Below are 13,603 nucleotides of genomic sequence, written 5' to 3'. Positions count from 1 at the left end.
CTCCGGCCGCCGGGCCGACTCCGGCCGCCGGGCCGACTCCGGCCGCCGGGCCGACTCCGGCCGCCGGGCCGACACCGGGCACCCCGCCCGCCACGTCCACCGACTCCTCGTTCACGATCCTCACCGTCACTCTCACCCTCCCCACCTCGCTACGCGATGGCCGCCCGCCCGATCGCTCCCGCCGCCGACCGAGCCGCCGGGGACTGCGCCAGATAGTCCACCGCCCGGCGCAGCGAGCCCTCCTGCGACGGATGGTACGACCGCCGCAGATAGCGGGGTACGGCCGCGCCGAGCTCCCTCCACGGGGGCAACAGCCCCTTGCGTACGGCCCTGTTGTGGGCGGCGAGCGAATAGCGCAGGCGTCCGGCGAGCTGGGGGTCGTGGCGTATGAGGTACGCGGCGCCCCACCCCCACAGGTAGAGCATCACGGGCGCGGTGACCGCCATGCCCGCGACCCGGCGTGCGTAGCGGGGCAGGCCCTCGCCGCCGCAGTGCTGGAACATGTCGAAGGCGACCGCGCGGTGCTCGACCTCCTCGGCGCCGTGCCAGCGCAGCAGGTCGAGCATGACCTCGTCGGCGTCGGCGAGATCCAGGCCCTCCGCCGCCAGGACCCAGTCGCCCAGCACCGCCGTGAACTGCTCGATCGCCGCGATCACCGACAGCCGGAACCGCAGCCACCCCTCGGGTGGAACCGGAGCGCTCAGCGGCGGCCGTTCGCCGAGCAGCTTCTCGAAGAGGAAGTCGACATACTTCGTGAAGTCCGCGGTGTCGAGCCGCTGCGCCGCAAGGTGGTCGAGGACGTACGCGTGCTGCACGCTGTGCGTCGCCTCCTGTCCCATGAACCCCTTGACGTCCTTGAGGAGTTCGGGGTCCTCGACGAGCGCGAGCGCCTCCTTGAAGACCTTCACGAACCAGCGCTCCCCCGTCGGCAGCAGCAGATGCAGCACGTTGATGACATGGGTGGCGGTGGGCTCGTCAGGAATCCAGTGAAGAGGGGTCTTCTCCCAGTCGAAGGACACCCGCCGCGGTGTGATCACGTAGTGGCCGCCGTCGCTCAGGGAGTCACCCGTCGACTCGCCCGTCGACTCACCTGTCGATTCACTCCACGACTCACTCCTCGACCCGTCAGTCGACCCGTCAGTCGAGTCGCTCACAGCGGTGGCTCCAATCGTGCGATCGCACGCAACGCCCTCGGGGCGAAGCGGGACATGAGGCGGGCGCCGCGCGCCTCGGGGGTGACGGGCACGACCGCCTGGTTACGGACGACGGCGCGCAGGATCGCGTCGGCCACCTTCTCCGGCGGGTAGTTCCGCAGCCCGTACAGCCGCGCCGACTTCTTCTGGCGCCGCCGCTCCTCGCCCGCGTCCACGCCGGTGAAGCGTGCGGTCGAGGTGATGTTGGTGTTGACGAAGCCGGGGCAGATCGCCGAGACGCCGATGCCCTGGCCCGCCAGCTCCGCCCGCAGACACTCGCTGAGCATCAGCACGGCCGCCTTGGAGGTGCTGTAGGCGGGCAGTGCCTTTGACGGCTGGTACGCCGCCGCCGACGCGGTGTTGACGATGTGGCCCCCCTGCCCTCGCTCGACCATCTGCTTCCCGAAGAGCCGGCAGCCGTGGATCACGCCCCACAGGTTGACGTCGAGGACCTTCTTCCAGTCCTCCGGGGTCGTGTCGAAGAAGGACCCGGAGAGTCCGATCCCGGCGTTGTTCACCAGTACGTCCACCACGCCGTACTCGGTGGCGACCTTCTCGGCGAGCTTCTCCATGGCCTGCTCGTCGGAGACGTCGACGGTCTCGGCCCAGGCCGCGGGGGAGCCGATCAGCCGGGACATCTCCGCCGTGCGGGCCGCGCTCTCCGCGTCTCGGTCGACGGCCACCACGCGCGCGCCGGCCTCGGCGAACGCGAAGGCGGTGGCCCGCCCGATGCCGCTGCCCGCGCCGGTGACCAGCACGAGCTGCCCGCCGAACCGGCCCGCGTACCTGCCGTCGACCACGGCGTCCGGCACGGGTACACCGTCCTCGTTGGCGTGCACGAACTCCGTGATCCAGGAGGCCAGTTGGTCGGGCCGGGTGCGCGGAACCCAGTGCTTGGCCGGGAGCGTACGGCGCACCAGCCCCGGTGCCCACTGCTCCAGTTCGTCGTACAGCCGCTCGGAGAGGAACGCGTCCCCCAAGGGCGTGATGAGCTGCACGGGCGCGTGTGCGTAGGCGTCCGCGCGCGGCCTGCTCAGCCGGGCCCGTACGTTGTCCCGGTACAGCCATGCTCCGTGCGCGGCGTCCAGGGGCAGTGACGGTGTGGGGTAGCCGTCGGAGGGGATCTTCTCGACGCGCCGAAGGATCTTCGGCCACTGTCTGCCCAGGGGGCCGCGCCAGGCCAGCTCGGGCAGCACGGGCGTGTGCAGCAGGTACACGTACCAGGACTTGGCGCCCTGGCCGAGCAGCTGGCCGATCGCGCGCGGGGTGGGCCGCTTCACGCGCTGCTTGATCCAGTGCCCGAAGTGGTCGAGGGAGGGCCCGGACAGTGATGTGAAGGACGCGATGCGGCCCTCGGTGCGCGCGACCGTGACGAACTCCCACGACTGCACCGAACCCCAGTCGTGCCCCACCAGATGTACGGGTTTGTCAGGGCTGACCGCGTCCACGACGGCCAGGAAGTCATCCGTGAGCTTCTCCAGCGTGAACCCGCCCCGCAGCGGCTGCGGCACCGACGACCTGCCGTGCCCGCGGACGTCGTACAGCACGACGTGAAAGCGCTCGGAGAGCCGACCGGCGACCTCCGACCACACCTCCTTGGAGTCCGGATAGCCGTGCACGAGCACGATCGTGGGCTGTTGCGAATCGCCCAACTCGGCGACGCACAACTCGACTCCACCTGTCCGGACCCAGCGCTCGCGCGCCTCCGTGAGACTCACTTGTCCTCCGCCCAGCGCCGCACGTGCGGCAGATCGTCGTCCAGCCAGAACGCGCTCTGTTCGGGGTCCTTGGAGTCGGTGACGACCAGGATCTCCTCGAACTTCGCGCCCGTACCCCGGAATCCGAGGTGTGGTTCGACCGCCCACAGCCCTGGCCGGGGCGGATGGTCGGAGAACTTGTACGGCGACCACAGCGGCGACCAGCCGTCGCGGTGACCGTGGATCACGTCGCCCGCCAGCCCCTTCAGGGACTGGGTGCCGAACCCGAACAGATGCGGTGACCAGCGGCGCTCGCTCACCCGGTCGACCTTGTGGGCGATCACGCCGAACGGATACGCGCGATGCCGGTTCGCATAGCCCTGGCGGACCATGAGCCGGTCCACCTCCTCGTAGATCTCACGCAGCGGGCGGCGCTCGCGCACCTCGCGCAGGATCAGTTCGCGGTGCGCCTCCAGGTCGGCCATCAGCTTGTCCTGCACGGGATTCGGGCCCAGGGAGCCCGAATAGCCGATGTCCGCCGTGAAACCCTTGTGGACCGGGGCCAGGTCGAGGATGAACGGCATCCCCGCCTTCAGCCGGCGGTTGGTGGGGAAGAACTGCAGCGGGATGCGGAAGTTGACGAAGGCCGTGCGGTCGCCGAACCAGGCGAAGGGCAGATGGAACCAGTCCCGCACGCCGTGCTCGCGCAGCCACACGCGCTGCATCCGCGCCGCCTCGCGCTCGGTCACCCCCGGCTTCAGCCGCGCCGCGACCGCCTCCGCGCACTCGTAGGCGAGACGCTGCACTTCCCGGAACCCGCGCAGCTCCGCGGAGAGTTCACCTGTCGCTGCACTGCTCATGCCACCGTCCGTCCACCACGATCGCCGTACGTGCCCGTAACTTGACACTGATGAATGTGACAATGGTTGGAGGCTGAGTCAATAGGCCTGCGCGACCCCTGTGGACAGCGGGACCGATGTGGATAACCCATGGCCGGTTGTTCGACCTCAGGGGGACCCCTACGGGCCCGTACGACTGGAGAGGGACGCCGATACAGCTCCCTGGTCTGACGACCGGCTGTGGCGTGCGCCACTACCTTCGAACCGTGACTGTGATCGCGACCGAAAGCCTGAGCAAGCGGTTCCCCAGGGTGACCGCTCTTGACCGGCTCTCCGTGGACGTCGGGCCCGGTGTGACCGGACTCGTCGGAGCCAACGGAGCCGGCAAGTCCACATTGATCAAGATCCTGCTGGGTCTGTCCCCCGCCACCGAGGGCCGAGCGCAAGTGCTCGGCCTGGACGTCGCCACCGAAGGCGGCGCCATTCGCGAGCGGGTCGGGTACATGCCTGAGCACGACTGCCTGCCGCCCGACGTCTCGGCCACCGAGTTCGTCGTCCACATGGCGCGCATGTCCGGCCTCCCGCCGGCCGCGGCCCGCGAGCGCACCGCGGACATACTGCGCCACGTCGGCCTGTACGAGGAGCGGTACCGCCCCATCGGCGGCTACTCGACGGGCATGAAGCAGCGCGTCAAGCTCGCCCAGGCCCTCGTCCACGACCCGCAACTGGTCTTCCTCGACGAGCCGACCAACGGCCTCGACCCGGTCGGCCGCGACGAGATGCTCGGCCTGATCCGCCGGATCCACACCGACTTCGGCATCTCGGTGCTCGTCACCTCGCACCTCCTGGGCGAGCTGGAGCGCACCTGCGACCACGTCGTCGTGGTGGACGGCGGCAAACTGCTGCGGTCCAGCTCCACCACGGACTTCACCCAGAAGACGACGACCCTCGCCATCGAGGTCACCGACACCGACGAGCACCCGGACGGCACCGGCGCGGTGCGCGACGTGCTCCACGCGCGCGGAGTGGAGACCCACGACGGCAGCGGCCTGCCCGGCGCCGGGCACATCCTGCTGCTCACCGCCGAGGGCGAGGAGACCTACGACCTCGTCCGCGACATCGTCGCCGACCTCGGCCTCGGCCTGGTCCGCATGGAACAGCGCAGGCACCACATCGCCGAGGTCTTCCACACCGAGAGCGCCCAGAACGGCGAACGTGACGAGCGCGAGCAGCGGAAGGAGGCGGTCGGCCATGGCGGTTGAGCAGCCCCAGGTCCAGCCCACAGCCCACGCGGGCGAGCAGACCCGGATCCACAACATCGGCTACCGCAACTACGACGGACCGCGTCTGGGCCGCGCGTACGCCCGCCGCTCCCTGTACTCGCAGTCGCTGCGCGGCTCCTACGGACTCGGCCGCTCGATCAAGTCCAAGGTCCTGCCCATGCTGCTCTTCGTGGTGATCTGCGTACCCGCGCTGATCATGGTGGCGGTCGCGGTCGCCACCAAGGCGAAGGACCTGCCCGTCGACTACACGCGCTACGCGATCATCATGCAGGCCGTCATCGGCCTCTATGTGGCCTCCCAAGGACCCCAGTCCGTCTCCCGGGACCTGCGCTTCAAGACCGTACCGCTGTACTTCTCACGCCCCATCGAGACCGCCGACTACGTACGCGCCAAGTACGCGGCCCTCGCCTCCGCACTCTTCGCCCTCACCGCCGCGCCGCTGATCGTGCTCTACGTAGGGGCCCTTCTGGCCAAGCTCGACTTCGCCGACCAGACGAAGGGCTTCGCACAAGGACTGGTCTCCGTGGCACTGCTGTCGCTCCTCTTCGCCGGCATCGGCCTGGTCATCTCGGCGATCACCCCGCGCCGCGGCTTCGGCATCGCGGCCGTCATCGCCGTGCTGACCATCTCCTACGGAGCCGTGTCCACCGTCCAGGCCATCGCCTTCAACCAGTCCAGCGACCCCACGGCCGTCTCGTGGCTCGGCCTCTTCTCGCCGATCACCCTCATCGACGGAGTACAGACGGCCTTCCTGGGCGCCACCTCCGCCTTCCCCGGAGGGGAAGGCCCCTCGTCCGCGCAGGGCATCGTCTACCTCATCGTCGTCCTGGGTCTCATCGCCGGCTGCTACGGCCTCCTGATGCGCCGCTACCGAAAGGTCGGGCTGTGACCACGCTCAACATCGACCACGTCTCCCGCTGGTTCGGCAACGTGGTGGCGGTCAACGACATCACGATGACGATCGGCCCCGGAGTCACCGGCCTGCTCGGCCCGAACGGCGCCGGAAAGTCCACCCTCATCCACATGATGGGCGGCTTCCTGGCACCCTCCACCGGCACCGTCACCCTCGACGGCAAGCCGACCTGGCGCAACGAACAGATCTACAAGCAGATCGGCATCGTCCCCGAGCGCGAGGGGATGTACGACTTCCTCACCGGACTCGAATTCGTCGTCGCCAACGCCGAGTTGCACGGCCTGGGCAAGAAGGCCGCCCAGAAGGCGCTCGCCACGGTCGAGATGGAGTACGCGCAGGACCGCAAGATCTCGACGTACTCCAAGGGCATGCGACAGCGCGTGAAAATGGCGTCCGCGCTCGTCCACGAGCCGTCCCTGCTGCTGCTCGACGAGCCCTTCAACGGCATGGACCCGCGCCAGCGCATGCAGCTCATGGACCTGCTGCGCCGCATGGGCGACGAAGGCCGCACGGTGCTGTTCTCGTCCCACATCCTCGAAGAGGTCGAGCAACTCGCCGCCCACATCGAGGTGATTGTCGCCGGACGGCACGCGGCCAGCGGCGACTTCCGGCGCATCCGCCGCCTGATGACCGACCGCCCGCACCGCTACCTCATCCGCTCCGGCGACGACCGGGCCCTCGCCGCCGCATTGATCGCCGACCCGTCCACGTCCGGCATCGAAGTGGACCTCGCCGAGGGCGCGTTGCGCATCCAGGCCGTCGACTTCGGCCGGTTCACCGCCCTGCTGCCCCGGGTCGCACGCGACAGCGGCATCCGGCTGCTCACGGTCTCGCCGTCCGACGAGTCCCTCGAGTCCGTCTTCTCGTATCTCGTAGCGGCGTAGGAGGCCGAAGATGTACGACCCCACAGTCGCCCGGCTCACCTATCGAGCCCTGCTCGGCCGCCGCCGAGCCCTCATTCTCTGCGCCCTTCCCGTCCTGCTCATCGTGATCTCCGCGGCCGTACGCGGCTTCACCGGAGCCGACGACCAGACGGCCGCCGACGTCCTCGGCGGGTTCGCCCTCGCCACGATGGTCCCGATCATCGGCGTCATCGCCGGCACGGGCGCCATCGGTCCCGAGATCGACGACGGCTCGGTGGTGTACCTGCTCGCCAAGCCGCTGAAGCGGCCGACGATCATCTTCACCAAGCTGATCGTCGCCGTCGCCGTCACCATGGCGTTCTCCGCGGTGCCGACCTTCATCGCCGGCATGATCCTCAACGGCAACGGCCAGCAGATCGCCGTCGCCTACACCGTGGCCGCCCTGGTCGCCTCGATCGCGTACGCCGCACTGTTCCTGCTCCTGGGGACGATCACCCGGCACGCGGTCGTCTTCGGGCTCGTCTACGCGCTGGTCTGGGAGGCCCTCTTCGGGTCACTGGTGTCCGGCGCGCGCACGCTCAGCGTCCAGCAGTGGGCGCTCGCAGTGGGACACAAGGTCACCGGCGGCGACCTCGTCACCTCGGAGGTGAGCCTGACGACCGCGACAGTGCTGCTGGTCCTGGTCACCGTCCTCGCCACCTGGTACGCCGGGCAGAAGCTGCGGACGCTGACATTGGCCGGCGAGGAGTGAGCGGGGGCTCCACGCGCGTGTGCCCGAATCCCACTGAGCACGCGCGCGTGGAGCCCTCATTTTTCTTGACAGAGGCTTCACGTCTGTCTGTGCACACTGGGCAGACGGGGACGCACGTCCAGGAGGAACGGGGATGGCAGCCGAAGAACCACGCAGTGACGGTCGCGAGCAGTCCGGGGACGGGGGCGCGGGCGCGGACGTCTGGGACGACCTCGTGCTCGACGAGGACTTCATACGATCCGCCGAGACGGCCGAGCCGTCGGCCCGCGCGCGGATGCTCGCCGCCCGCTGGCGCAACGGGGGACCCGATCCGCAGCCCTGGCGGTCCGACGAGCCGCCCGCGGGATGGTTCTTCAGCAAGGGACGCCGACGCAGGTGGCGCCGCCGCTAGCCACGGGTTCCGGCCGCCGGCCTCGGCTTCCCGCCGCTGACCACCGCTTCCGGCCGCCGGCCTCGGCTTCCCGCCCGGTTTTATTGAGTGGCGCCCAACTCGGCGTACGGGCACATTGGTTGTGTCAACACCGCCGGTTCGAATCGGCGCCACGATCGGGGAGAGGAGCGCGACGATGTTCGTCAGGAGCAGTTCGTCGAGCTCCCGACAGGACAGCCCGCGGCGGGTTCCGGAGTAGTCACCTCCGTCGAACCCGCGCCGCACGGGAGGCTGTCCGGGGCGGCCGCTTCGAGCGCGTATTCGCGCGGGCCGCCCACCCGGAGGATTGGCCGAGAGGTAAGGCACCGGCTTGCGCTGTGTTCGATCAGAAGCAAGTCGTGATCGGGGATCACACCCCGCGCGCGTTCGATCCGCGCATCCTCCTCAGACCCGAGGCACAGCAGTAACGCAGGCCGTCAGCCGAGCAACCGTTCCAGTACGACCGCGATGCCGTCCTCCTCATTGGACAGCGTCACTTCGTCCGCCACCGCCTTGAGCTCCTCATGGGCGTTGGCCATCGCCACCCCGTGCGAGGCCCAGGCGAACATGGGGATGTCGTTGGGCATGTCACCGAAGGCGATCGTGTCCGCGGCCTTCATACCGAGACGGCGCGCCGCCAGGGAAAGCCCGGTCGCCTTGGAGAGGCCGAGGGGGAGGAGTTCCACTATCCCCGCGCCGGCCATGACGACTCCGACCAGACCGCCCGCGACCTCCAGGGCCACCGCGGCGAGCTCGTCGTCGGAGAGCGTCGGGTGCTGCACGTACACCTTGTTCAGAGGCGCCGCCCAGAGATCCGCCGCGTCCTTGATCGGCATGACAGGGAGCGGGCCTTCGTGCACCCGGTAGCCGGGCCCGACCAGCACCTCGCCGTCGAGCCCGTCGCGGCTTGCGGCCAGCAGCAGCGGGCCGATCTCCGCCTCGATCTTGGCGAGCGCCAGAACGGCCAGCTGCCGGTCGAGGGTCACCGAGGTGAGCAGCCTGTGCTCCCCCGCGTCGTACACCTGCGCGCCCTGACCGCACACCGCGAGGCCTTCGTAGCCGAGGTCGTCGAGGATGTGCCGGGTCCAGGGCACCGCGCGCCCGGTGACGACGATGTGCGCGGCGCCCGCGGCGGTCACCGCCGCGAGTGACTCACGCGTACGCGCCGAGACCGACTCGTCGGAACGCAGCAGCGTCCCATCGAGGTCGGTCGCGACGAGCTTGTAGGGGAACGCCCTGGTCGACCCAGCCGAACTGGTCGACCCAGCCGAAGTGGCCGACCCGGTCGGTCCACTCGGTCCGGTCGAGCCTGTCGCCCCGGTGGTGGTGCCGGTCACTTGGAGATCGGCTCCAGGACCTCACGCCCGCCCAGGTAGGGACGCAGAACTTCCGGCACCCGTACGGAGCCGTCGGCCAGCTGGTGGTTCTCCAGGATCGCCACGATCGTGCGCGGTACGGCGCACAGCGTGCCGTTCAGCGTCGAGAGCGGCTGCACCTTCTTGCCGTCGCGCATCCGCACCGACAGGCGGCGGGCCTGGAAGCCGTCGCAGTTCGAGGCCGAGGTCAGCTCGCGGTACTTGCCCTGGGTCGGGATCCACGCCTCGCAGTCGAACTTACGGGTGGCGGAGGCGCCGAGGTCGCCCGAGGCCACGTCGATCACCTGGAAGGGCAGCTCAAGACCGGTCAGCCACTGCTTCTCCCAGTCCAGGAGGCGCTGGTGCTCGTTCTCCGCGTCCTCGGGATGGACGTACGAGAACATCTCGACCTTGTCGAACTGGTGTACGCGGAAGATGCCGCGGGTGTCCTTGCCGTACGTGCCGGCCTCACGACGGAAGCACGGCGAGAAGCCGGCGTACCGCAGGGGCAGCTTGTCGGCGTCGAGGATCTCGTCCATGTGGTACGCGGCGAGGGGGACCTCGGAGGTACCGACCAGGTAGTAGTCGTCCTTCTCCAGGTGGTACACGTTCTCCGCGGCCTGACCGAGGAAACCGGTGCCCTCCATGGCGCGCGGGCGCACCAGTGCCGGCGTCAGCATCGGGATGAAGCCGGCCTCGGTGGCCTGCGCGATCGCCGCGTTGACGAGGGCGAGCTCCAGGAGTGCGCCGACACCGGTGAGGTAGTAGAAGCGCGAGCCCGACACCTTGGCGCCGCGCTCGACGTCGATCGCGCCCAGCGCCTCGCCGAGCTCCAGGTGGTCCTTGGGCTCGAAGCCCTCGGCGCCGAAGTCACGGATGGTGCCGTGCGTCTCCAGGACGACGAAGTCCTCCTCGCCGCCGACCGGGACGTCGGGGTGGACCAGGTTGCCGAGCTGGAGGAGGAGGTGCTTGGTCGCCTCGTCCGCCTCGTGCTGCTCGGCGTCGGCCGCCTTGACGTCGGCGGCCAGTTGGCCGGTCTTCTTCAGCAGCTCGGCCTTCTCGTCACCCGAGGCCTTGGGGATCAGCTTGCCGAGCGCCTTCTGCTCGGAGCGCAGCTCGTCGAACCGGAGGCCGGACGACCTGCGTCGCTCGTCGGCGGAGAGGAGGGCGTCGACGAGCGCGACGTCCTCTCCACGGGCGCGCTGGGAGGCGCGAACACGGTCGGGGTCCTCACGGAGCAGGCGAAGGTCAATCACCCCTGAAGGTTACCGGTGCGTGCTTCCGGTCAACGACTCGATATTCCACACCGTGACGTCTGTCACGTTATGGGCGAAATGCCGGGCTGTATTTCTTGATCGACATTTTTCCGTCAATAAAACGGACGATGCTCCCTGAATCGGGGCATGTGGCGTTGGCCGGTTGACTGGATCCCCTTACGGAGGAGGGGACTTGAGCAGATAGTTGTCCACAGGGGGCCGTACCTTCGGAAAGTTATCCACAGGGTGTGTGGAAGATCTGTGGACTATGGAAGTGATCATTCCGAAAAGCGCAAGGGGGGCGGGAGATTCTCGGGTCAAACCATCCCTACACCCACGTTCGAGTGGATTCGAGCAGAAATGCTTCGCTCCATAGGATTGACCAAAGGAAAAGAGTGGACGAGGGGTGACATGCCGCCCTGTGGATGAACCAGGAGCCTGCAGGCCGATTTGTCGACGATGTAGCCCTTCGTTGTCGACTTGTCCCCAGGTCGAGAAGCGCACCTGTGGATAACTCTTGTGGATGAGGAAAATCGGCAGGTACGACTGGTGGCAGAGCAGAGCAGAGCAGAGCGGAGATGAGCGGGGCGGGGCGGGCAGAGCAAGGCTGCGCTGCGCAAGGCTGCGCTGAGCTCTGACGCGGCGCGTCCGCACGCCGGGACCGACAGAAGCTACCGAACCGCTCAGAACCGTCCGAACCGCTCAGAACCGTCCGTCGTGACAGCGCGCCACCCAGTCGGCTGCCGCGACGAACTCGTCGTCCGATGTCCCCCGCAGCAAAGTATGTACGTCCTCGACCCCCGCATCGGCGCGTGGGTACGACCCGAGGAACCGCACCTGGAGGCAGATCCGCTTGAGTCCCATCAGGGCGTCGGCCACCCGGCGGTCGGAGATGTGGCCCTCGGCGTCGATGCAGAAGCAGTAGTTGCCGATGCCTTCGCCGGTGGGCCGGGACTGCAGCAGCATCAGGTTGATGCCCCGTGTGGCGAACTCGCCCAGCAGGTCGCGCAGCCCACCGGGGTGGTCGTCGCGCTGCCACAGGACCACGGACGTCTTGTCCGCGCCGGTCGGTGCGGCGGGCCGGGCGGGCCGTCCCACCAGCACGAACCGTGTCTGCGCGTTCTCGGCGTCGTGGATCCCGGTCTCCAGGGCCTCCAGGCCGTAGGGGCCGGCCGCGAACTCCCCGGCGAAGGCGGCGTCGTACCGGCCCTCCTGGACGAGTCGGGCACCGTCCGCGTTCGAGGCGGAGGACTCCCAGAGTACGTCCGGGAGGTTGGCCTTCATCCAGTTGCGCACCTGCGGCTGCGCGGCGGGGTGCGCGGTCACGGTCTTGATCTCGGACAACTTCGTGCCGGGCCTGACCAGCAGCGCGAAGGTGATCGAGAGCAGCACCTCGCGGTAGATCATCAGCGGCTTGCCCGCGACCAGTTCATCGAGGGTCGTGGTGATGCCGCCCTCCACGGAGTTCTCGATCGGCACGAACGCGGCCTCGGCCTCGCCGTTGCGGACGGCGTCGAGTGCGGCGGGAACCGAGACCATCGGGACGAGCTCCCGGGTGGCAGCCTCCGGAAGCGTCCGCAGGGCGACTTCGGTGAAGGTGCCCTGCGGGCCGAGATACGCGTAACTGGCTGGCATGACCTCACCCTAATGGGCCCTACACGACCCCGTTCACCCCTCCAGCAACCGCTGCCCGACGTACTCCCCCTCCGCCGCCCCGCCGGGCACCGCGAACAGCCCGCTCGCCTCGTGGCGGATGAACTCGGAGAGCGCGTCGCCGCGGTCCAGTTTGCGCTGGACGGGGACGAATCCGCGTACGGGGTCGGCCTGCCAGCAGATGAAGAGCAGGCCCGCGTCGGGCACCCCGTCCGGGTCGAAGCCGTCGTGGAAGGAGAACGGGCGGCGCAGGATCGCGGCGCCGCCGTTCTGGTCGGGCCGGGTGATGCGGGCGTGCGCGTTGATGGGGACGACGAGGTTGCCGTCGGCGTCGGTCCTGTCGAGGTTCATCTCGGTCGTCTCGGTGCCGCCGCTCAGCGCTGCCCCGGTGGACTTCTTCCGCCCGATGATCTCCTCCTGGGCCTTCACCGAGAGCTGCTCCCAGGTGTCGAGGAGCATGCGGATACGGCGTACGACGGCGTACGAGCCGTTCGTCATCCACTCCGGGTCGCCGGAGGCGGGGACGAAGATGCGCTCGTCGAAGTCGGTTTCGGACGGCTTCGGATTGCGGGTGCCGTCGAGCTGGCCCATCAGGTTGCGGGCCGTCATCGGCTGGGCGGTGGCGCCCGGCGAGCGGTTGAAGCCGTTCATCTGCCAGCGCACGCGGGCCGCGCTGCCCGCGTCCTTCTGGATCGCGCGCAGGGCGTGGAAGGCGACGAGGGCGTCGTTCGCGCCGATCTGCACCCACAGGTCGCCGTTGCTGCGTGCCTTGTCGAGGTGGTCGGAGGAGAAGTCGGGCAGCGGGTCGAGGGCGACCGGGCGCTGCTTGTCCAGGCCGGTGCGCGCGAAGAAGCTGTGCCCGAAGCCGAAGGTGACCGCCAGGGACGACGGTCCGGCGTCCCGCGCGACGTCCGTGTCGTCCTGCGCGGCGGCCTCGCCCGCCATCAGCCGTTGGGCTGTCGTCGACCAGCGGCGCAGCAGTGCGGCCGCTTCCTTGCGGCCCGCGCCCGCCGCCAGGTCGACGGCGATGAGGTGGCCGCTGGAGTGGAGTGCGGTGGTGATGCCGGGCTGATGTTTCCCGTGAAACATCACCGTGTCCGCGCCAAGTGAGGTGAGTGGCAGGGCTCTGTCGGAGGGGGCGGCGGTGTATCCCGCGGCGCCGCCCGCCGCACCGAGTGCGAGCCCGGTGGCCCCGGCGGTGCCCAGTAGTCGCCGCCGCGAAATGCCCTCCTTGGGGGAGGCGTTTTCGGAAACGGCCTCCCTGGAAGGGTCCGAAGGGCTCACCTTGAGAGCACCGAGAGCGCCCTCTTCGGGAGAGGCATCAGGGGATGTCTCCTGTGCGGCGCCTCCCTGGGAGGGGGCCGCCGGCGTGGACTGGTCAGCCATGGTGT

At 69.1% G+C, this 13,603-nt stretch carries 12 protein-coding genes and 1 tRNA gene; 6 read left to right on the top strand and 7 right to left on the bottom strand.

The features are described from left to right. Positions 1 to 149 precede the first annotated feature (149 nt). The 3 genes from ACFWP7_RS14560 to ACFWP7_RS14550 form a co-directional block, all read right to left on the bottom strand. On the bottom strand, positions 150 to 1,058 hold the full coding sequence (locus ACFWP7_RS14560) for a metal-dependent hydrolase (protein ID WP_384381310.1): 909 nt from the start codon (positions 1,056 to 1,058) through the stop codon (positions 150 to 152). A gap of 92 nt (positions 1,059 to 1,150) precedes the next feature. Beyond that, a complete protein-coding gene (locus tag ACFWP7_RS14555) occupies positions 1,151 to 2,911 on the bottom strand; it encodes an SDR family oxidoreductase (protein ID WP_384381243.1) in 1,761 nt (586 codons plus the stop codon). Further along, positions 2,908 to 3,750 (bottom strand): M24 family metallopeptidase, encoded by an 843-nt coding sequence (locus ACFWP7_RS14550; protein ID WP_384381241.1) that lies wholly within the window; start codon positions 3,748 to 3,750, stop codon positions 2,908 to 2,910. Before ACFWP7_RS14550 ends, ACFWP7_RS14555 begins: the two co-directional genes overlap by 4 nt. A gap of 251 nt (positions 3,751 to 4,001) precedes the next feature. Here ACFWP7_RS14550 and ACFWP7_RS14545 point away from each other — a divergent pair, with 251 nt between their 5' ends. The 6 genes from ACFWP7_RS14545 to ACFWP7_RS14520 all read left to right on the top strand — a co-directional run bounded on the left by ACFWP7_RS14545 (position 4,002) and on the right by ACFWP7_RS14520 (position 8,354). Further along, positions 4,002 to 4,991, top strand: coding sequence for an ABC transporter ATP-binding protein (locus ACFWP7_RS14545; protein WP_384381308.1), 990 nt, complete (start codon positions 4,002 to 4,004; stop codon positions 4,989 to 4,991). Next, positions 4,981 to 5,901 carry an ABC transporter permease subunit gene (locus ACFWP7_RS14540; protein WP_384381239.1) on the top strand — a complete coding sequence of 307 codons (921 nt, stop codon included), beginning with the start codon at positions 4,981 to 4,983 and terminating at the stop codon, positions 5,899 to 5,901. The genes ACFWP7_RS14545 and ACFWP7_RS14540 overlap by 11 nt, the downstream gene beginning before the upstream one ends. Continuing rightward, the gene (locus ACFWP7_RS14535) at positions 5,898 to 6,809 is read left to right on the top strand and encodes an ABC transporter ATP-binding protein (RefSeq protein WP_384381237.1); all 912 of its coding nucleotides are present in this window, start codon (positions 5,898 to 5,900) and stop codon (positions 6,807 to 6,809) included. The genes ACFWP7_RS14540 and ACFWP7_RS14535 overlap by 4 nt, the downstream gene beginning before the upstream one ends. 10 nt (positions 6,810 to 6,819) lie before the next feature. After that, positions 6,820 to 7,539, top strand: a complete 720-nt coding sequence (locus ACFWP7_RS14530; RefSeq protein WP_384381235.1) for an ABC transporter permease — start codon at positions 6,820 to 6,822, stop codon at positions 7,537 to 7,539. Positions 7,540 to 7,672: 133 nt separating this feature from the next. Next, a complete protein-coding gene (locus ACFWP7_RS14525; protein WP_384381233.1) occupies positions 7,673 to 7,930 on the top strand; it encodes a hypothetical protein in 258 nt (85 codons plus the stop codon). Between the two features lie 319 nt (positions 7,931 to 8,249). After that, positions 8,250 to 8,354: transfer RNA gene (locus ACFWP7_RS14520), tRNA-OTHER, on the top strand. Between the two features lie 31 nt (positions 8,355 to 8,385). Here the strand turns inward: ACFWP7_RS14520 and ACFWP7_RS14515 are convergent. The 4 genes from ACFWP7_RS14515 to efeB all read right to left on the bottom strand — a co-directional run bounded on the left by ACFWP7_RS14515 (position 8,386) and on the right by efeB (position 13,598). Beyond that, positions 8,386 to 9,285, bottom strand: a complete 900-nt coding sequence (locus ACFWP7_RS14515) for an HAD family hydrolase (protein ID WP_384381231.1) — start codon at positions 9,283 to 9,285, stop codon at positions 8,386 to 8,388. Next, positions 9,282 to 10,559: a serine--tRNA ligase gene (gene serS, locus ACFWP7_RS14510; protein WP_384381229.1), complete on the bottom strand. Its 1,278-nt coding sequence runs from the start codon at positions 10,557 to 10,559 to the stop codon at positions 9,282 to 9,284. The genes ACFWP7_RS14515 and serS overlap by 4 nt, the downstream gene beginning before the upstream one ends. A gap of 702 nt (positions 10,560 to 11,261) precedes the next feature. Continuing rightward, entirely contained in the window at positions 11,262 to 12,194 is a 933-nt protein-coding gene (gene pheA, locus ACFWP7_RS14505; protein ID WP_384381227.1) for a prephenate dehydratase, read from the bottom strand. 33 nt (positions 12,195 to 12,227) lie between these two features. Next, entirely contained in the window at positions 12,228 to 13,598 is a 1,371-nt protein-coding gene (efeB, locus tag ACFWP7_RS14500) for an iron uptake transporter deferrochelatase/peroxidase subunit (RefSeq protein WP_384381225.1), read from the bottom strand. Positions 13,599 to 13,603: the final 5 nt, after the last annotated feature.

It is taken from the genome of Streptomyces sp. NPDC058470 (genome assembly GCF_042721055.1).
Lineage (GTDB): Bacteria > Actinomycetota > Actinomycetes > Streptomycetales > Streptomycetaceae > Streptomyces.
Note: the sequence above shows the minus strand (reverse complement) of the source record. Positions and strands in the feature narration are given on the sequence as shown.